This window comes from Acinetobacter sp. ASP199 (assembly GCF_022700675.1).
GTDB lineage: Bacteria > Pseudomonadota > Gammaproteobacteria > Pseudomonadales > Moraxellaceae > Acinetobacter.
In genome coordinates, this window is the sequence record NZ_CP062182.1 from 1,404,320 (window position 1) to 1,424,265 (window position 19,946).

Sequence of the window (19,946 nt, forward strand, 5' to 3'; positions counted from 1 at the left end):
CATGGAAATTATTGCAGCCGATAACACTGAACTATTGGCCCATATTCTAGGGGATATTCAGCAGCGTGCTTATATCGACACGGTACGTGATGTGCAGCAGCAACTGTCAGAAAGTCCGGATCAGATCGATGTGCCTGTTCAACATCATTTTGCACCAGGTGTGTACATGCGCCAGATGGATGCAGCAGCCGGAACACTGGTCGTCAGCAAGATGCACCGTACCGAGCACATGAATATTTTGCTGAAAGGCTCACTGACCGTGGCCACCGAGGACGGCATTCAATTGATGACTGCACCGTGTGTATTGAAATCCATGCCAGGCACCAAACGCATTGGTTATTTCCACGAGGACAGCAGCTGGATCACGATACACCCAACATCCGATACCGACCTTGAGAAGATCGAACAGCAGGTGATTGTGCCTGACGATGAGATTGATCAATTTCTTGCGTCACTTCCAAACCGATTAAAGGAGATTGAATAATGTCATGGGCAGCAGTAGCAGTAGTGGCAACGGTGGCATCCACGGCGTATGCGGGATACACCAAATATCAAAACAATAAACACTTGGGTGAGCAGGCTGAAGCGGATGCAAAAGCTGAACAGGCACGTGGACGGCTTGAAGCTGAACGAATCCGTAAGGAAAAAGATAAGGCACAGTCACGTGCACGTGCAGCAGCTGCAGGAAACGGTCTGGATGTACACGAAGGTACAGCCGTTGTAATCAATGATCAGATTGAACTTGACGGCAACTATGATGCCAACATGGCCGAGATTACTGGCTATAACAGCTCACAACGCTTGAAAGCTGAAGCAAGTGTGCATCGCAATAATGCCAATACAGCGATTGTTTCCGGTGCATTGAATACGGCTGCCGCAGGCTCATCTGCGTATGGTAATTCTAAGGGGTGGAAATAATGGCTAGAATCCCGATGGGGAACTTTGGCAATGCAATGCCACAGGTTGAACGTATCCAGATGCCACAGCGTAACACAGGCCAATTGGCTCAGGCTGTAGGTAATTTAGGGCAAGTATTTCAAAACAAAGCAATAGACCGCAGACAGAAAGAAGATGAAGCCGATGTATCTGCCAAAAATGCGGAACTCTATAACAACCAGATGGCCGAGAAAGAAGGCAAGGTCAAACTGGATGATGTTTTGACCACTGAACTGTCAGAACAAATCACCCTGTTAAAAAACGATGTGGCCAACGGCGCAATGACCGCAGATGTGGCCAACAAGAATCTACAGACCTGGTCACAGGAACGCTTCAAAGGTCTTGAAAATGATCTGCCGATGCACGCGCGTCTGGATCTGCAAAACTACTGGTCCCAAAATGTAGCGAAGAATGCCACTTCATTTCTGCCATTGCAGCTGAGTGCTGACAACAAGAAAGGTGAAGTGCTGGCTGATCGTTATCTTGAGATCGGTACACGTATGGATCGTGAAGCAGGTGCTGAGTATGTCAAATCCAACATTCAAAGCTTAAATATCCCAGAAGCACAAAAACAGGCGCTGATTTATAAATACCAAGGCGCACGTGATCTGCAAGATATTGATGGACGTATCACCAGTGCCATTGAAAACAAGGACACGGCCAGCTTGCAGCAGCTTGTCACTGAAATGGATAACGGTGGTTTTGGTTATACAGACGGCCCGACACTGCAACAGAAAAAAGCTCAGGCGCTGAGCCGGATCGATGCAATCAATAAGCAGGTTGAAGTAGAAGAAAACAAGCGCCTGCAATTGGCCGGAAAGGCATTGACTGAGTTTAAATCTCAGGTGATGACTGGCCGTGCTTTGGATGATGACTACCTGCAGACCATGGGGGCAGCGGTTCAAGGTACCGAATACGAGGCTGAGTACAATTTTTATAAGTCACAGTCCACAAACTTCCAGTCATTTGGGCGATTGTCTACGGCTGAAATGGAAAAGCGTGTAAACCAGCAAAAAGCCAAAATGGCCAACAGCAAGACAGCGGATGCAGTCACTGAGGAAAAGGTTCTAGGTGTCTATGAATCCATCCTGAATGAAAAGAAACAAACCATCAAGGACAATCCAAATCAGGCAGTCCGTGAAGCGGGATTGCAGACACATCAGCTCACAGGCATGGAATTGAAAACCAATCCGGGTGGCTTTGCTGAAAAGGTGGTGGATAACGCCGTCAGTCAGGTTGCATTGAAAGATCCAAATCTGGTGATCAAGCCTATTGCAGCCGAGGATCTTCCAGAAGCGAAACAGGCTTTTGATGCTATGGGCGTAAATCAGAAACTGGATTTTATCGGCAATCTGATTCAGCAAAGCAAAGGTGTACCAAGTGGCAACAAGATCTGGTCGGCTGCGCTAGGTCAGTTAGGCGGTGGTGATCTTTCCTATCTTATGGCAGGTGTAGCACGCGCCAATAACTACCGTTCACGTGATGGTGAAGATGTTGCAGTTGCTATCGTTTCAGGTACGCAGGCTTTAAAAAATAAAGCACTGGTGATGCCTAAGGATGATCTGCTCAAGGCCGAATTCAATAAGTATGTTGGTAGTACCGTATCAGGTGCCACGGCGAATATGTCTTTTGCGGCATTTAAATCGATCTATGCACATCTGTCTGAGCGCAATGGCTACCAGCACAAAGACAAGGACGATATTAGTAAGGAGCTAACCAGTACTGCATTAAGTCTGGCTACTGGTGGCGTATATGAGCAGGGCGTGAAATACGGTAATCAGAAGACATGGAAAGTATCCAAGCCATACGGAATGGATGATGACCGTTTTGAAAGTATTTTAGATACTCGCTATGCGGCGATTGCACAGAAATACCAGACTTCAGAAGCTGAACTTAAAGACTTGCGTTTACGTCGTGAAAGCAAGAATGGCCCTAAAGGCCAGATCCGCTATGCACTGATTAATGAGCGTGGCACACCGCTGTTTTACATGAACATGCCTGATGGAGTGACCAAGTAATGAGTAACTGGTTATCTGAATATTCACCTGAAGAACAGAAACAGGTTGATGCTGTCAACGCCAAAGGACTGGCACACAAGCCAACCGAAACAACGGAAGATTCCAGCGGCCTGTTTAGTCTTGCTGCACCGATTCGCGGTATGGGGGCAGGCTTTGCCAAAGTCGGTGATACGATTGCAGCACCTTTTGATGCCGTGACAGATCGTGTGGGCTATGCATTTAAGGATGTAGGCACGGAAGAATTTATCGAGCCATATTCTGCCTACAAGGAAAACAAGCAAAAGGCACGTGCCGACCTGGTCTATGAATCGATTGATTATCTGCAAGACAAAGAAAATACCGGCACAGTGGGCAATATCGCATTCAGTTTAGGCGACTATGCAACACGTGCGGTGGTCGGTAGCGCTGTTGGTGGTATTGCCGGTGCTGCGGCTGTCACTGGTGGATCTGAGACTAACTATGTCTATGGTGACTTAACCCGGGATGGCGTGGACGAAGAAACCGCTTTAAAAGTTGCTTTGACTGATGGTGCTGTGGCTGCGGTATCAACGGCTTTGCCTATGTCTTATGGTTTTAAAGGCACAGGTGGCGTGATTAAAGATGGCCTGCTTTCCGTCGGTGGTGCATCTGGTCTATCCATTGGTGGTCAAGCTGCATCCGGTGCAATTCTTGAGTCTGAAGGCTACGACAAACAGGCCAAAAAATACGAAGTCACAGCCGAATCAGTCACTACAGATATCTTGCTGAATACCCTGTTTTTTGGTGCAGCACGTGGCGCAGGCAAGTATTTAAATAATCCCGATGTCACACCAGAACAGCAGCAGGCAGCATTGGTTTTAAATGAATTGGAGTTTGAGGAAACACTGGCACCAGTAAAGCCAGCCAATCCAGTTCAAGCCAATAACCATATTAAAAACTTGGATACAGCAACTGAAGCAATCCGTATGGGTCGACCGGTAAACGTGGTGCATCCGGTGAAAGGTGAGGACAAGCAGAAGCCAATCAATTACGACACCATGGCCTTACCAACCAATGCCAAGACCATTGCACGTAAAGCACAGCAAGCCGGGATTCCTCCAAATGTAGCTTTAACCATTGCCCATATTGAAACCGGCGGTTCATTCAGCCATACAGCCAAGAATCCAACATCATCCGCACATGGTCTGTTTCAGGTGCTGGATAAGTCGTGGAGTAACTTGGGCGGTGGTGATCGATCTAATATTGATGAGCAGATTCGCATTGGCTTCAAGCACATGAAGCAGGCAGAAAGCCATATCAAGAAAAGTATTGGCCGGGAGCTGCAACCGCATGAGCATTATTTAGGGCATTTACTTGGACCAGGTGGTGCGTCAGCCGTATTAAAAGCAGATCCAAATGCAAAGCTGATCGATGTAGTCCGTAAGTACGATCCAAAGAACGCCAATGACATTGTGAAAAACAATGCCATGGAAGGCATGACGGTCGGGCAGGCTATTGGCAAATGGCGTAACAAGTGGAACAGTCTAAGCGCTCGATATGGTGGCAATGGTACCAGTACTGCAATTGGTATGGATGGCAGCAGCTATGACATGGCCTATGAGGTCAAATCACTGGATGAACTGATTGCATCAAATGATCTAGCCTATGGGGTCAATCCGCTTTATCCATCTGAATTACAACCGCGTGACCGCACCCGGGAAGCATCACGCCAGCAGATCGAACGTATGGCTGAGAACTTGAAGCCTGAATGGTTAGGTGAGTCAAACATGTTATCTAATGGCGCTCCCATTATCGGCATGGATAATGTGGTTGAGTCTGGCAACGGACGCACACTGGCCATTGCAAAGGCTTATGAGTCGGGCCGTGCTGAAGAATATCGGGCCTTTCTGGAACAGTACGCATCTGAACGCGGCATTGATATAGCGGGTATCAATAATCCTGTTTTAGTCCGGACACGTTTAACCGATACCGACCGTACGCAATTCGCAAAACTGGCCAATGAATCTGATGTGGCGCAGTACTCCGCAACCGAACGTGCTGTGAGTGACTCAGATCGTCTGCCTGATGCTTCTTTGCTGAAGATCAATAATGATGGCTCAATTAACCTTGATGGCTCTATGGACTTTGTACGCGGTTTTGTGGGGTCGTTGCCAAAGTCAGAACAGGGTACAGTGATTACCGGTGACGGACGTTTAAGCCAGGAAGGGAAACGCCGTATTGAATCTGCAATGATGCAACGCACCTATGAGGATTCATCACTGATTGGCCGTATGGCTGAGAATCTGGATGATGATAGCAAAACCGTATTAAGCGCCTTGTTGCGTGCAGCGCCGCAGCTGGCCCAGCTGGATGCCTTGGTCAAACAGGGTGGGCGGCATCAGAACAGTATTGCAAAGGATCTGGCACAGGCTGCGCAAAAGCTTCGTGATCTGAAAGCCAATGGCCAGACCGTACCAGATTATTTAAATCAAGGTCAGCTTATTGATGATGGGCTTTCACCTGGTGCGCGTGATTTCCTGAATGTGTTTGACCAGAATAATCGTAGTGCTAAAGCCATTGGTGAGAACATTCAAGGCAAAATCGATGAGATTGAAGCCATGGGTGATCCGCGTCAGGGTTCGCTCTTTGGTGATGGGCCGGAAGAATCAGCCGCTTTAGATATCATCATGCAGAATCCAGATCAGCAGATTTCTGTTAGCCGTATGCGTCCAGATGGGGAAATGGAAGAAATCACCATGTCTTTACGTGAGCGACTGGATGAGTTGGAAGCAGAAGCACGTCAGGCACAAGAAGATACTTTGGCCGCACAAACAGCCATTAGTTGTGCTTTACAGTTTGGGGAATAAGTTACCCAACAAACAGAATCTAAAACAATGCTCAGATGATGAAAATTATCTGGGCATTTTTATTATGAAAGAACAATGCAAGGCCGCCGTAGCAAAAGCACTCGGCAAGGCAACTTTAAACCAGCAGGAAGCAACCGACATTGAAAACCGGATTAAGGACGCGATGAAGTCTTTGGCTAAACAGGATATCCAGAACTGGCGTAATTTATCCGATGCTGAAAAACTGGTGAAGGCTGGTGAATTTGTGGCACAGGATATTCAGGCACAATTAAAACGAAAGCATGCCATTGCAGCACGTGACATTCTGACTCAAAACAAAAACCTTGCTGCTCTGGATCATCCGACATTATCAGCCAGTGAAGTCGTAGATCGTATGGTTGCAGCTCATGGTGATATGTCCGGCATTCAATCGATTGATACTAAAGCGCGTGCGATTGCATCAGTAAACCGCGGTGAGCTGGTGGACTTCTATACCAACATAAAAGGCGGTTTAGGTGTATTTACTGATGCAGAACTGGTGCAGAAAATTGTCCGTGAACGCTTCAATGACAGTACCGGCGATCCTTTGGCTAAAAAGATTTCGGACAAGATGGGTGAAGTCTTTGAAGGCATGCGTGAGCGCTTTAACCGTGCCGGCGGTGATATTGGAAAGCTGGATGATTGGGGTTTACCTCAGACGCATAGCTTGGAAAAGATCGTTAAGGCTGGGAAACAGGCATGGGTGCAGAAAGCAGAAGGCTTGATCGACACTTCAAAATATGTGCATGAAGATGGAACGTATTATTCACAGCAAGAGATCCGCGAACTACTTGAATACTCATTCGACACATTGAGCAGCAACGGTGCCAATAAAACTGAAATTGGCCGTCAGTCCTTTGGTGGTAATTCTAAAGTCACCAGCCGTCATTCTGAAAGCCGGGTGCTGCATTTTAAAGATGCTGAATCGTGGATGGAATACCAGTCTGAGTTTGGCGGCATGCCGTTTGTAGACCTGGTGGAAGCACATATTAATGGCTTATCTAAAGATATTGCTATGGTGGAAAATCTTGGCAGTAGTCCTAAAAATGCCATGCGCATCCTGATGGACGCAGCAGAGCAAAAGGACTGGCAAAAGGGTATTGATGCAAACGATACAGGCAAATCACGTAAACGTGCACAGACCATGTTTGACGAGTTCTCAGGCCAGAATACACCGCAATCCGAAGTTCTGGCCAATCTCGGTTTAGCGTACCGGTCAATGAATGTGGCATCCATGCTGGGTGGTACCACAATTTCATCCGTTACCGATCAGGCCATGATTGCCAAGACTGCATCGATCCATGGTATTGCCTACCGTAAAACTTTTGGTGAACTGATCTCACAGCTTAATCCGGCAAATAAAGAAGATCGGCAGCTGGCGCACAGCTTAGGTCTGGCCACAGAAGAAATGCTTGGATCTATCGCACGTTGGTCTGATGACGGATTGACTTCAGTGCATGGCAAGTCACAAAAATTGGCTCGGGTATCCAGTGGTATTGCTTCACAGGTTATGCGTATATCTGGCCTAAATGCACTCACAGCAGCATCAAAGGTCGGTTTTACTAAGATGCTTATGCATAAATACGGTACTTTGACTCGCGATAAAGCATGGTCTGATCTGGACGCAATGGATCGTGAGCTCATGGAAAAAACCGGGCTAAAAGAACGAGCATGGGAAGTCATGCGCTTGGCTGATCCGGTGGTGGATCGTAAAGGTAATCAGTTAATGTCAGCACGTTCAATCTATGAAATTCCAGATAGTGATTTAACTAGGTTTGGCGACCCGCAAAAGGTACGTGATGAAGTAGCCACACAGTTTCAGGCACATTTACTGGATGAACAGGGAATGGCCGTGGTTGAAGCCGGATTGCGTGAACGTACATGGATGGCACCAGGTACAAAAAAGGGAACAGCCATGGGTGAGATATTTAAATCCATGCTGCAATTTAAGTCGTTCTCAGCATCATTCCTCATGCGTCACGGTAGTCGGACAATGGCACAGCAAGGTGTGCAAGGAAAGGCTGCTTATGCAATCCCATTGGTAGCTATGACAACTATTTTAGGTGGCTTGGTAGTGCAGCTTAAAGAGCTGGCCAACGGTAATGATCCGGCTACGATGTGGGATAGTGAAGATCCGGACAAGACAATTGACTTCATGAAGCGTTCATTTGTCGCTGGTGGTGGCTTACCGGTGCTAGGGGATATTTTGGTTGCAGGAACTGATACCAGTGGCCGTGATACTGGTGATTTTATTGCTGGTCCTTTTGGTGGTGACTTTAAAACCATATTGAGCCTGACAGTGGGTAATGCGACCCAGGCGGCAAATGGAATAGAAAGTAACGCAGGTAATGAAGCCTTTAGATTCTTGAAAGGGAAGATACCAGCGCAAAACCTGTTCTATACCAAGGCGGCAACCAATCGCATGATCTTTGATGAAATGCAGGACATGATTGCACCGGGTTATAGAGAAAAACTTCTACGCAAGGCTGAGCGTGATCATGATCGTACGCGCTTCTGGGGTGATGATGTTGGTGATATTCAGATGCCTGATTTTGATCGTGTCGTGGAGTAAGTAGGACACCCAATTAAGCCCATTCAAACCCCCTGTATATATGGCTTATATACGGGGGATTTTTTATGTCGGATGTAAAGAAGTTACGTTTTCTAAAGCCTGAAACAGTAGAGAAGTTAAAACTCTGTATGGAGATGGCCGGTACGGATGCGGTCGACCTAATGACTGAAGCTTATGGTCAGGACGTTTTTGATAAGAAAGGCCGTGGTGACAAAGTGTGGCTATACAAAGGGGCTAAAGAAGCACTGACCTGCATGGAGAAACTGAACCGCGTCTTGCTGGATGATGAATTGTCAGCTGGCGATGGAAGTGATCGAAAGGTATCACCAGAAGCACAGGCGGCTGCATTGCTTGAAAGTGTGGCCAAAAAACTGGAAGAACGTAAGCAACGACCGAGCTAATACATGATCAAGGTCAGCTTTGCTGCTTTCTTTCTGGTTTATGCGGAAGCCATGAATTGGGAAGTGCCGGATTTTCATTTAGATGTCTGTGATTTCTTAGAGGATTACGGGCCGCTTGGCTTGTTAATGATGCCTCGTGGTCACGGTAAGTCTACGATTCTGGATATCTATAACGCATGGAAACTATTCATTGATCGCAATCGGTTGATTCTGCACCAGGGCGCAACTGATGGTGATGCTTCAAAGTGTAGCCGTGGTACTCAGCAAGTCATTGAAAAGCATCCGTTGTGCCAATTGTTTGGCGTATTTAAAGAACGTGGTGAGCTTCAAAAGTGGTGGGTGACTGGATCGGAAGATGTGCGGCATGGCTCACTACATGCGCGTGGCGTATTGTCCAACGTGACTGGTGCACGTGCGCATGAGATTCAAAACGATGACGTTGAAATGCCGGCCAACATCGGCACACCTGAAGCACGTGAAAAGCTGCGCTATCGCCTGTCTGAGCAGACGCACATTCTTATTCCTGGTGGACAAAAGCTGTTTGTCGGCACACCGCATACCCATGATTCCCTTTATACACAAGTACAAAAACAGGGTGCAAAATGCATGATTCTAAAAATGTTTGAAAAAGAAAAGCGCTTTGAGAATATCAGCGAGTGTTTATCTGACTTCGATCCGGTTTATGTGTTCAGTGGGATCAGTCATACCGCCAAGCTGCTCACACGTGACGAAGATTATGCGGTTTATAAGATTGGCAACACCTTTAAGATTATTCTAAAAGAAACACACTATCTGATCGACTTGTATAGTGAATCGCTATGGCCTGAACGCTTTACACCGAAAGTCATGGGAGAGCGCCGTAGAGAGTGCCGGACATTAAACGAATGGGATTCACAGTACCAGATGCATGCCAAGCCAGTTGGCGAAGTTCGTCTAGATCCAGACAAGATGATTCCTTATGACTGCGAACCAGTTTTAAGACGTGCCAACGGTCAGTACATCATGATGCTGGGTGATCGTCAGATTGTCGGTATTACCATGCGTTGGGACCCATCGTCTGGAAAGCTGAAGTCTGATATTTCGTCGGTTGCTTTAGTTCTTCATGATGACTTTGGTGTGAAGTACTGGCATAGATCCGTTGCTCTTACTGGTGATGTAGTCAAACATGATGCACAAGGAAATATCGTCGGTGGTCAGGTATGGCAGCTTTGCGATCTGATTGAGCAATTCAATGTGCCAAGCCTAACGATTGAAACCAATGGCATTGGTAACTTTGCACCGGCAGCCTTGAAAGGTGCATTGAAGGCACGCCGTATCCGTTGTGGAGTAAAAGAGCAGCATAGTTCAGGCGCTAAAAATAAACACATTCTTGAAGCATTAGAAGGCCCTTTAATGTCTGGTCTGCTATGGGTGCATACATCTGTAATTGATACCCCAGAAGAAGGCGAGAATAGCTCAAGACAGTATAAAAATATGCGTATGTTTAACCCTGCAATTACTGAACAGCCCGATGATGATCTGGACTCTTTAGCGGGTGCAGTGACTGATTCACCTGAACGCGTAGGCAAAATACACAGAAATAATGAGGTCAATGAAGGCCCTAATTGGAGAGGGAATAGTGGCGTGATTGAAGCCACTCTAGACTTTGAAAATTAGGGGGCATTATGTCTGTACCTGAACAAACGCCGTATAAAGAATATACTGCCAATGGGAGCACAACCAGTTTCGCGCTGGGCTTTATTTGTGACTCAAAAAATGACTTGATTGTACTGGTTGATAACGTAGCGCCACCAGTTGCAGCATGGAGTCTAGTTGGTAATAACGCTGTATTTACTACAGCACCAGCTTCAGGCAAGAAGATTGTATTACAGCGTAGTACTGCGATGTCACGTACTACAAACTATCAGGGCAATAACAACTCTTTTCGTCCGGAAACAATCAACAAGGATATCGACCGCGTCTGGTTGAAATTGCAGGAGCTTGGTGTAGCAGATATGCTGCTCAAGATCTATGTGGATCGGCTGCATGGTGAACTATCTTCAAGTATTAACAACCTGCGAAATCACACAAATCAGATCCACAATGAACAGAAGAATTATATTGATCAGCAGGACAATAATAGAACTTCTTATTTTGAAAATTTAATTAGTCAGCAGGGTGTGTCGCTTCAGCAGCTAGATAGTTACTACAAACATCTACTGCAGGGTATAGCAAATATTGCCGCTGACAAGGGGTGGCTTGCTAGTCTAGTAACGGATGCGAGTGGGAAAAGTCAGCAAGAAATAAACGATAGCGCTTTTCGGGTAAATGCTAAACTATTGGGGATAGTTCCGTTTTTAGATGCTACAGCTCAGCTTGAGCACTACTTGAATGATAGTGTTACGCATGAAATTTATTTGCCAAAAGGTGAGTATATTCTAAGTCGAAAAATTACGATTAATTCAATCCATCCAAAAAAGATCGTATTAGAACAGGGTGCATACTTTAAGCCGGACACTGCTGCTGGTGTGTTTTTATTTGATATTTATTCGCATTTAGAATTTGAGAATCTTAATTTTGATTTTGATGGCAAAGGCTGTTTCATTGCTGTGCGTTATAATTCGAACTGCGGTACAGTTCGCTTAAAAAGCACAACTTTCAAAAACCTCAAAGACATGGATTCCACACGTGGAACAACGCTTTTATCAGTTTCAGCAGTAGGTAATTTTTTAGATATTGATGGGGTATATTTCGAGAATTGTTTAAAAAAAGGAAATGGATCTATAACTGATTCAGCAGGTTCTTTGAACGGATTATATGTTTACGGCTCAAGTAATCTTTTGGGTGGAAAAATTGATAATGTATCAGTTGTAAATTTTCACAATATAGACCTGTCTGAAAATATCATTTACGAGGACACAACAGGTATTTATGTCGCAACAGGCGGGCTACCGATACCTTTACATATTGGAACAGTGACGGGTAATGAGTTTGGAAAACGTCTAGTAAAGCTTCAGTGTAGTTCTGTCAAACTCGATTATGCAGAAGGTATTTCAGAAACAGGGGATTCTCTATCCGTTGTAGGTGTTTTAAGGGAAGTTGGTGCTTTTTCTTCCAACAATAACATCATTGGTACTGTAATTGCCAAGGGGAATATGGATGCTGCCGTTGCTGATATGGGAGTAGATAATAGTTTCGATCGTATTGAAATTGATGTTTATGGCAGAAATAATCTTAATGGTGGGGAAACACATGCAGGGTTATATTTAGGTACTGGAGTACAAGGCTCAAAAATTAAGTATCTAAAATCAAGAGCTAAAAGACCAATTATGTTTAATCTTGATTTATCTGATATTGATGTATCAGGTGTCGTAATCGATCATGCAGAACTAGAGACAACAGATCAAGGTGGTCAATTTTTAAACATTGCTGGTAATTCAACAACTTCAGTGGGTAGTCTAAAGAACTTAACGATAAAGCATTTAATGCTTAAAAATGATCCAACTGCATCAATTGCATCAGCGATCATGGTTACGCATAATGTTGATCGTGGTATCAAAAATTTAAAAATTAACAGTTTAGAAATTTTTGACTATCTTTCTAATACATCACCGATTTATTTAGGATCATATAATTTTGTCGATGGACTAGAGATTAATAATGTTATTTATTATCCAATGAATGGAGAGTCTGCAAATACAGGTGATGTCCTATCCTTTGCAAATAGCAAAGGTCTAAAAATTGATAAGTTTGCTTTTATTAGAAACTCTAACCGTGGAATCTACATCAACAACTCTCATGATATTGAAATTGGTCAAAATGTTAAATTGGGTAAATCTCAAATTGCGCATGTGGTTGTTGCTGGCTCATCTTCAAATATTACTGTGCATAACAACGATTTATCAATTACTGATGCTTCAAACTTAAGGGAGATTATGCGACCATCAGGAACAACAACACAAAGACCTAAACGAGCAAAAATTGGGTTCAATTACTTTGATACAACGATTAATCAGATTTTGGTTTGTACGACATCAGCAGTTATAGCTGCTGATGGTAGTGTAACTGCCGATGCAATTTTTAGTGTACTTCCTAAATTAGTTCAAGTTCAGGAAAATTACGTCAGGCCGATTTTAGAAACAAACGGTGTTGAAAATGTTTTTGTGAACATTCCCGGAGCAAAAGTAGGAGATGCTGTTGTAGCAACATTCTCTATTTATCACGAAAATATTGAAGTCAGTGCAGCAGTAAGTGCAGCAAACATGGTTAGAGTTAAATTTAAAAACATCGGCACGGAATCGGTGCCTTCTTCATCCGGTATTTTAAATGTAAAACTAATCTAAATAATTAAAATGAAGTACACTAATCATGTACTTCATTTTATTAAGATTATAGGGATAATATGTTAAAGAAGATTGCCAGACGTATAGCATTTATTGTTATAAAAAAACTACCGCGCAAACATAATATAATGTGGCGGTATTTTATGGAGTATGGGAAATTACCGAATATAAACCATCCTAAGACGTTTAATGAAAAAGTTACAAAAAGAATAGTTTTTGATAACAATCCTTTATATGCAGAATTATCAGATAAATATGCGGTAAGAAAATATATAGCCGATAAAGTCGGCGAGCATGTTCTAATACCTTTACTATTTACTACTAAGAATCCAGAAGATCTTCTGAAAATGGATAAATGGAATGGAATAGTAATTAAGCCGAATCATGGCGCAAGCTATGTAAAACTTATAGATAATGAGCCAAGTGAGAAGGAAAAGAAGGCGATTATTTTGGAGGCTCATAAGTGGCTATCTATAGACTTTTCAAAAGTTAATAATGAGCAGCACTATGCCTCAATTGAACCAAGGATAGTTGTTGAGGAAAAAATCACACCTGCTGGCTATGTTCCGAAGGATTATAAATTCCATTGTTTTAAGCAAAAAGATGGTGAGATAAAATATGTTCTTCAAGTAGTGGATGGCCGTTTCGGCACAGAATCACGAGGATATTATTTAAACTCCTTTGATAATTGTGTTTGGCATCATGGCGGAGATAATTATCAGCTTTCAGAAAATGAGAAAAAATCGTTAGTTAAAATTCTTCCATACAATAAAGCTCTTATGGATGATTTTGATTATGTACGTATCGACTGGTACATCATTGAAGATAATATTTACTTTGGTGAAATGACATTTACACCGGGTTCTGGGAAAAATCCAGAATTTGGAGAAGAACTAGAAAATATAATGGGAGGTTTTTGGGTTAAATAAAAACCAATAAACCTCAATGAACCCTGATCTTTAATTAGATCAGGGTTTTTTAATGTCAAAAATAATGGTGGCGGCATGTCCGATCAGAAATCAGCAGTAATGGAAATGGCAGCGACTGTTTCTTCCGCTGCTTCAAAAACAACTTATGCAGGGGCTGCTTCTGGTTTTGTGGCATACCTTGCATCAATCGATGTGCTGGCTTGGCTTGGTATTGCTGTTGCACTGGGTGGCTTTGCAGTGAACTGGTACTACAAGCGACTTGAGAACAAACGAGCCGATGAGATCCATCAGCTGCGTCTGGAGGAATTAAGAAAAGAAAAGGAGCAGTGCCGTGTCTAAAGCAAAATATTACGTCATCGGTTCTTCTTTAGTTCTAGCTATGGGTATCAGCGGTCAGAGAATAATTACTGGCCCAAGTGAAGAGCAGGTGCAGGCCACTGCAGTAAAAGAAGGTTACACACCTAAACCCATCATTCCAGTCAAAGGCGATGTACCGACCATTGGCCACGGCACTACGGTTTATCCGAATGGTGTACGAGTCAAGATGACAGATCCTGCAATTGATCGTAAAACAGCGCTTCAATATCTGAAACTTCACATGGATAAAGATGCACAGCGCTTCAATAAAACAGTTCTGAATATTCCAATTTCACAGCCTGAATATGATCTTTATCTTGATTTCACATACCAGTACGGCACTGGTGCCTGGTCTGGGTCATCAATGCTTCGTCATTTGAAAGCGCGTGAATATATCCAGGCGTGTAAATCACTTTTGAAATGGAAGTATGTGGCCAAACGTGACTGCAGTATTCGTTCTAACAATTGTTATGGCGTGTGGACCCGACAAGTTGAGCGCTATAACAAATGCATGGGAGTGAACTAGATGCCATTTCTATTGCTGATCTGGAATAACAAACGCTGGTCCTTGATTGTGGTGTTGTGCATCGTGATCCTTTGCCAGTTATTTCAGGCCAATCGTTTAGCCGGTGATTTACGAAAAGCTGAAACGATATGCCAGGACAAAATCAATAAAAAGCTAAAGCCATATCTTGATGCTGAAAAGGAAGCACAGAAGCTGGCCAACAAAGCGGGTGAAGAATATGAAGAATCAAAAGAAGTTGAGCGCGTCAAAACCGAAGTTATTACACGTGAAGTCCAAAAGATCGTGGAACGTCCTGTTTATATCCACACTAATTGCTTTGATGACGATGGGGTGTCAGCAGTCAATGCCGCTGGTAATACCGGCCAATCTTAAAACGCCTTGTCCAGATTTGTTAGAATTGAAGTCTGGCCAAGCAAAAGAAGTACTGCAAGTCATGGTTGATGATCGACGAAAGTATGTAGATTGTAAAAACAGGCATAAAGCGATTGTGTCGATTGTAGAAAAGTCCTCCCAGTGAGGGCTTTTCATTTAGTGGACAGATTAAGGATACATTAATTATTCACAAGACCAACAATTGCAGTTTATCCACTCTGTAATATGAATTATACTTATTGAGCAGATTAGCCGGCTCAGAAGAAATTTTGAGTCGGTTTTTATGTTTTAGAGTCTGTGGATAAGTCATTGTAAACACCAAATTTGCACCAAACAATTATAAGTAATTGATTTGTATATGGAGTTAATAAACAATGATTTTAGTGACCGGTGGTTTAGGCTTTATAGGCTCTCATATTGCTTTAAGTCTGCTCGCACAAGGGCAACAGGTCATTGTGGTCGATAATCTGGCCAATGCCAGCCTGCAAACGCTAGAGCGTCTTGAATTCATTTCCGGCATGTATGTGCCTTTTGTCAAAATCGATATCCGTAATACTCCCGCTTTAAACAAGGTCTTTGAACAGAATTCCATTGACGCCGTAGTACATACTGCAAGCTTTAAATCATTAGAAGAATCGGTGCTAAAACCGCTGGAATATTACAATGATAATGTCAGTTGTATTATGAGTCTCCTACGTGCCATGCAACGGACTGGTGTTCGTCATCTGGTGCATTTGTCTAGTCTTGCTGTTTACGGACAATCTAGTCCTGATCTGACTGAAGAGACACCATTTAATTTCATTTATCCAAATCCCTATATCAAGTCTCAGCAGATGGTAGAAGAAATCATCCGTGATACTGCACGAACCGATAATGAATGGAAAACTGCGATCCTCAGATTATGCAATATCTCCGGTGCTTTTGAGCATGGGGTGCTGGGTGAAGTGGTGTCGCCACTACCGAAAAATATTGTGCCTTTAGCTATGCAGGTTGGAGCCTTACAGCGAGAAAGTATTGAACTGCGTAAACAGGCCAATACTGAAGATAAAACTGTAGAACGCAGTTTTTTGCATGTATTAGATTGCTGCGATGCAATTATTAAGAGCCTGCAATGGCTCAGTACACAAAGTTTTGCCTGTGAAGCTTTTGATATAGCAGGTGAATTGATCTCAATTCAGAAATTGCTCGACGAAATTGGTGAAGTGACACAAATTAACATCAAGACGGAAGAGGCGCTATATTACACCAATCCGGAATTGGATCAGGTCGGCTCTAAGGCTGAAAAAGCCAGGAATAATTTAAAATGGCAACCCCAGCGCTCGATTCGGCAAATGCTTGAAGACGAGTGGCGTTTCTATCAGAACACGTTACGCGGGCAATAGCACCGATTCGCATTCTCTTAATTATTGATAATAATTATCATTTACAAAACGTTCCATTTTACCTAGGATGGAATAAGGAAATACCAAAATTTTATAAAGAGGTTAGATATGCAAACACGTATTGAACATGACACCATGGGTGAAGTGGCTGTACCTAGCGAAGCACTTTGGGGAGCACAAACGCAGCGTAGTTTGCAGAATTTTAAAATTGGCAATGAACGTCTGCCGCGTCCAATGATCCGTGCTATGGGGTTAGTGAAAAAGGCCGCAGCGCTGACCAATGCTGAATTGAATCAGATTCCACAGGAACTTTCAGCTTATATCGTTGCAGCCGCAGAAGAAGTGATTGCAGGGCAATGGGATAGTCAATTCCCATTGGTGGTCTGGCAGACAGGTTCTGGTACACAGAGCAATATGAACTGTAATGAAGTCATTGCCAATATTGCGAATCAAAATCTGGGGAATCCTTTAGGTTCGCAAAAACCAGTCCATCCAAATGACCATGTCAATCGTGCTCAATCAACGAATGACTCTTTCCCAACAGCAATTCACGTCGCGGCAAGTCTGCAAATCAGTGAGTTACTAATTCCGGCAGTGAAAAAACTGCGCGATACCTTGCATAGCAAGTCTCAGGAATTCTCAGATATCGTTAAAATCGGCCGTACTCATCTACAGGATGCTACGCCGTTGACACTTGGTCAGGAGTTCAGTGGTTATGTATCGCAACTCGATCATGGTTTATTGCGTCTGGAACAGGCAATGCATGGTTTATATGAATTGCCTTTAGGTGGTACTGCTGTAGGTACAGGCTTAAATGCTCATCCTGACTATGCGGTTAAAGCAGCACAAACTTTGGCAAAACTGACTGGTCTGCCATTTGTTACTGCACCAAACAAGTTTGAAGCTTTGGCAGGTCGTGATGCGGCAGTCTTTGCTTCTGGCGCATTAAAAACATTAGCTGTAAGCCTAAATAAGATAGCGAATGACATCCGCTGGTTAGCCAGTGGTCCACGTTGTGGTTTTGGTGAGCTACGTATTCCTGAAAATGAACCCGGTTCAAGCATTATGCCTGGTAAGGTCAATCCAACGCAGAGCGAAGCAATGACCATGGTCGTAGCGCAAGTCTTAGGGAATGACACCACGGTTAATGTGGCAGGTGCATCAGGTAACTTTGAACTGAATGTATTTATGCCTGTGATTGCCTTTAACCTGTTACAGTCAATCCAGTTGCTTGGCGATGCCTGTAACAGCTTTAATGATAACTGCGCCGTTGGTATTGAACCAAACCGTGACAAGATTGAGCACTTTTTACATGATTCATTAATGCTGGTGACTGCGTTGAACCCGGTGATTGGTTATGAGAATGCAGCGAAAGTGGCGAAAACTGCTTATAAAGAAGGTAAAACTCTAAAACAGGTTGCGGTAGAACTTGGTTTAGTAACAGCAGAACAGTTTGACGAAGTGGTTCGGCCTGAAAATATGGTTTCACCGAATGTGAAGTGATATCCAGAACTCCGCTACTGCGGGGGTATCCTTGTCAGAGGATATTGAAAATTAATCTAAATAAGAGAATAATCTATTACTATTGTATTGAAAATTTTTTCTTTAATAGTATTCGATATTTCAATAATTTAGATTAAAGAACCTTTATTTCATGAAATGTAAATTGTTTGCAAGACTATTTTCGAATGAAGAATTTAAAATAGCTTCTTAGATGGAAAGTTATGGTTCTCTTCCTTAGGTTACTTTAAAGCCCTTGAAGATGAGTACAATACTAAAGGAGATAGGTTAGAAGGCGTAAGCTCTTATTTGCAGCCTGAGAAAATAGAGTTGGTATTATCTCATGGTGATGTCAATCATAAAATTACTGGTTTGGTAGGAGCAATTACAATTGAAAATCCTGAATACAGGTCACTCAAAATTTATTGCCTTTACTCTCCTGAATTAAACATAAGTGACATTGATGGCAATTCATATCAAATATTACCTACAAATCAAATGATTCAAGATTTTGGTAATCAATTAATATGGATTCATGACATACAAGAATTTAGAAGAAGAGTTGAGGCCGAAATTGAAAAAAACGCTGATTTAATTAAGCACTATAAAGGGGATAGTGTTGTTTATTTTGATCATCAACATCATGGGCATTTTGATCAAAATAATGTGCCATTTCGTAAACATCAGAAATTTTCATTCCAAAAGGAATTTAGAATAGTATTAAAACTATGGATGATTCAGAATCGCCCTTTGTTTTAGATATTGGAGATATAAGAGATATATGTACAGAAATGGATGCATCAGATTTTGATGAAAATAAAATGGAAATATCAATTCTACAAAATCCGGTACATTGAATAACTTTCTATAATTGTTAAAATACTTATTGCTTTTAATTGCTGTTGGATTCGAGTCAGTATCTTGGACTTCTTACAGCCACTCTACGGAAATTTTCAATGCTTGATGTTTATTTAACAGATGTTCAAAAAAAGGTGCAGTTCAAAGATTATCCAGGTGAGCATCCTGTTAAATTTATTTTGAATTTTAAAAAGATTTTTCCATCTATCATGGAACTTCTTTTACCTGTTCTTCCTGAGAACGAAAACCTTGAAGAAATGTCTTGGGAATCAACCACCAATGACTTTGAAACTTTCCAGATGTTCTTGGCTGGTTGGGGAATTATCGAGCTGCGTTTAAACGCAATTACCCAGTTCAAGGACAAAGCATTCGCAGATCAGCTTGTTAAACAGGCACAGCAAAAGCGTAAGGAATACCAGAAAAATCACATGAAGCTAACAACTGTAGAGTTGGATTATCTGTTTATGCATGATATCCACGCTCTAATTGATGCTGAACTGGTGGAGCTGGGCGAGAAGTTCTATCTGCCAGTATTACGTGACCTTTGGAAAAACAAAGTTTCTAACAATGTGCTGAATGCAAAATTCTAAAGCTTATTAGAAATTACGTATTTCTTAAAAAATCTTCCTTCGTGGAGGATTTTTTTATTTCTTAGATTGGCATTTGAAGTTCATTTTTAGAGCAGAGCTTTAAAAATTCTACACCTGATGATGGATATGTATCGAATCAATCTAATTGCATATTCTCAATATCTATAATAATAAACATGCTTATTTACACAATATATAAAGTTATCAATAAAATAGCGTAGCAATTTAAGCTGTTTTTTCATAAGGTATACAGACTTTTTGTAATCTATATTTTGCTTTTTATTTTCATAAGTAAAACTTAATAAAATTACATGAAGGTTCAAATTTTCTCGAAGATATA

At 42.6% G+C, this 19,946-nt stretch carries 16 protein-coding genes; all 16 read left to right on the top strand.

The window, feature by feature from the left end; translation table 11 throughout:
- Position 1 precedes the first annotated feature (1 nt).
- The 16 genes from IHE35_RS06630 (at position 2) to IHE35_RS06705 (ending at position 19,606) form a co-directional block, all read left to right on the top strand.
- Positions 2 to 484 (top strand): hypothetical protein, encoded by a 483-nt coding sequence (locus IHE35_RS06630; RefSeq protein ID WP_064096036.1) that lies wholly within the window; start codon positions 2 to 4, stop codon positions 482 to 484.
- Positions 484 to 918 carry a hypothetical protein gene (locus IHE35_RS06635; RefSeq protein WP_242789836.1) on the top strand — a complete coding sequence of 145 codons (435 nt, stop codon included), beginning with the start codon at positions 484 to 486 and terminating at the stop codon, positions 916 to 918. Before IHE35_RS06630 ends, IHE35_RS06635 begins: the two co-directional genes overlap by 1 nt.
- On the top strand, positions 918 to 2,954 hold the full coding sequence (locus tag IHE35_RS06640; protein ID WP_242789837.1) for a methyl-coenzyme M reductase: 2,037 nt from the start codon (positions 918 to 920) through the stop codon (positions 2,952 to 2,954). Before IHE35_RS06635 ends, IHE35_RS06640 begins: the two co-directional genes overlap by 1 nt.
- Entirely contained in the window at positions 2,954 to 5,779 is a 2,826-nt protein-coding gene (locus tag IHE35_RS06645; protein ID WP_242789838.1) for a lytic transglycosylase domain-containing protein, read from the top strand. Before IHE35_RS06640 ends, IHE35_RS06645 begins: the two co-directional genes overlap by 1 nt.
- Positions 5,780 to 5,843: 64 nt before the next feature.
- A complete protein-coding gene (locus IHE35_RS06650) occupies positions 5,844 to 8,369 on the top strand; it encodes a hypothetical protein (protein ID WP_242789839.1) in 2,526 nt (841 codons plus the stop codon).
- A 65-nt stretch (positions 8,370 to 8,434) separates the two neighbouring features.
- On the top strand, positions 8,435 to 8,770 hold the full coding sequence (locus IHE35_RS06655; RefSeq protein WP_242789840.1) for a hypothetical protein: 336 nt from the start codon (positions 8,435 to 8,437) through the stop codon (positions 8,768 to 8,770).
- A gap of 3 nt (positions 8,771 to 8,773) precedes the next feature.
- Positions 8,774 to 10,426 (top strand): phage terminase large subunit, encoded by a 1,653-nt coding sequence (gene terL / locus IHE35_RS06660; protein WP_242789841.1) that lies wholly within the window; start codon positions 8,774 to 8,776, stop codon positions 10,424 to 10,426.
- An 8-nt stretch (positions 10,427 to 10,434) separates the two neighbouring features.
- Positions 10,435 to 13,092 carry a hypothetical protein gene (locus tag IHE35_RS06665; RefSeq protein WP_242789842.1) on the top strand — a complete coding sequence of 886 codons (2,658 nt, stop codon included), beginning with the start codon at positions 10,435 to 10,437 and terminating at the stop codon, positions 13,090 to 13,092.
- 59 nt (positions 13,093 to 13,151) lie between these two features.
- Positions 13,152 to 14,021 carry an ATP-grasp fold amidoligase family protein gene (locus tag IHE35_RS06670; RefSeq protein ID WP_242789843.1) on the top strand — a complete coding sequence of 290 codons (870 nt, stop codon included), beginning with the start codon at positions 13,152 to 13,154 and terminating at the stop codon, positions 14,019 to 14,021.
- A 75-nt stretch (positions 14,022 to 14,096) separates the two neighbouring features.
- On the top strand, positions 14,097 to 14,360 hold the full coding sequence (locus tag IHE35_RS06675; protein WP_242789844.1) for a holin: 264 nt from the start codon (positions 14,097 to 14,099) through the stop codon (positions 14,358 to 14,360).
- 40 nt (positions 14,361 to 14,400) lie between these two features.
- Complete coding sequence (locus tag IHE35_RS06680) at positions 14,401 to 14,904, top strand: glycoside hydrolase family protein (RefSeq protein WP_242789845.1); 504 nt, start codon at positions 14,401 to 14,403, stop codon at positions 14,902 to 14,904.
- A complete protein-coding gene (locus IHE35_RS06685) occupies positions 14,905 to 15,276 on the top strand; it encodes a hypothetical protein (protein WP_242789846.1) in 372 nt (123 codons plus the stop codon). It begins immediately after the preceding gene.
- 374 nt (positions 15,277 to 15,650) lie between these two features.
- On the top strand, positions 15,651 to 16,658 hold the full coding sequence (locus tag IHE35_RS06690; protein ID WP_242789847.1) for an SDR family NAD(P)-dependent oxidoreductase: 1,008 nt from the start codon (positions 15,651 to 15,653) through the stop codon (positions 16,656 to 16,658).
- A 108-nt stretch (positions 16,659 to 16,766) separates the two neighbouring features.
- Positions 16,767 to 18,161 carry a class II fumarate hydratase gene (fumC, locus tag IHE35_RS06695; protein ID WP_242789848.1) on the top strand — a complete coding sequence of 465 codons (1,395 nt, stop codon included), beginning with the start codon at positions 16,767 to 16,769 and terminating at the stop codon, positions 18,159 to 18,161.
- A gap of 306 nt (positions 18,162 to 18,467) precedes the next feature.
- Complete coding sequence (locus IHE35_RS06700) at positions 18,468 to 18,917, top strand: hypothetical protein (protein WP_242789849.1); 450 nt, start codon at positions 18,468 to 18,470, stop codon at positions 18,915 to 18,917.
- Positions 18,918 to 19,114: 197 nt separating this feature from the next.
- A complete protein-coding gene (locus tag IHE35_RS06705) occupies positions 19,115 to 19,606 on the top strand; it encodes a hypothetical protein (protein WP_242789850.1) in 492 nt (163 codons plus the stop codon).
- Positions 19,607 to 19,946: the final 340 nt, after the last annotated feature.

What these genes read in the sequence shown, in the direction of transcription:
- IHE35_RS06630 (WP_064096036.1), top strand. Translation starts at nt 2, where the DNA reads ATGGAAATTATTGCAGCCGATAACACTGAACTATTGGCCCATATTCTA.
- IHE35_RS06635 (WP_242789836.1), top strand. Translation starts at nt 484, where the DNA reads ATGTCATGGGCAGCAGTAGCAGTAGTGGCAACGGTGGCATCCACGGCG.
- IHE35_RS06640 (WP_242789837.1), top strand. Translation starts at nt 918, where the DNA reads ATGGCTAGAATCCCGATGGGGAACTTTGGCAATGCAATGCCACAGGTT.
- IHE35_RS06645 (WP_242789838.1), top strand. Translation starts at nt 2,954, where the DNA reads ATGAGTAACTGGTTATCTGAATATTCACCTGAAGAACAGAAACAGGTT.
- IHE35_RS06650 (WP_242789839.1), top strand. Translation starts at nt 5,844, where the DNA reads ATGAAAGAACAATGCAAGGCCGCCGTAGCAAAAGCACTCGGCAAGGCA.
- IHE35_RS06655 (WP_242789840.1), top strand. Translation starts at nt 8,435, where the DNA reads ATGTCGGATGTAAAGAAGTTACGTTTTCTAAAGCCTGAAACAGTAGAG.
- terL (WP_242789841.1), top strand. Translation starts at nt 8,774, where the DNA reads ATGATCAAGGTCAGCTTTGCTGCTTTCTTTCTGGTTTATGCGGAAGCC.
- IHE35_RS06665 (WP_242789842.1), top strand. Translation starts at nt 10,435, where the DNA reads ATGTCTGTACCTGAACAAACGCCGTATAAAGAATATACTGCCAATGGG.
- IHE35_RS06670 (WP_242789843.1), top strand. Translation starts at nt 13,152, where the DNA reads ATGTTAAAGAAGATTGCCAGACGTATAGCATTTATTGTTATAAAAAAA.
- IHE35_RS06675 (WP_242789844.1), top strand. Translation starts at nt 14,097, where the DNA reads ATGTCCGATCAGAAATCAGCAGTAATGGAAATGGCAGCGACTGTTTCT.
- IHE35_RS06680 (WP_242789845.1), top strand. Translation starts at nt 14,401, where the DNA reads ATGGGTATCAGCGGTCAGAGAATAATTACTGGCCCAAGTGAAGAGCAG.
- IHE35_RS06685 (WP_242789846.1), top strand. Translation starts at nt 14,905, where the DNA reads ATGCCATTTCTATTGCTGATCTGGAATAACAAACGCTGGTCCTTGATT.
- IHE35_RS06690 (WP_242789847.1), top strand. Translation starts at nt 15,651, where the DNA reads ATGATTTTAGTGACCGGTGGTTTAGGCTTTATAGGCTCTCATATTGCT.
- fumC (WP_242789848.1), top strand. Translation starts at nt 16,767, where the DNA reads ATGCAAACACGTATTGAACATGACACCATGGGTGAAGTGGCTGTACCT.
- IHE35_RS06705 (WP_242789850.1), top strand. Translation starts at nt 19,115, where the DNA reads ATGCTTGATGTTTATTTAACAGATGTTCAAAAAAAGGTGCAGTTCAAA.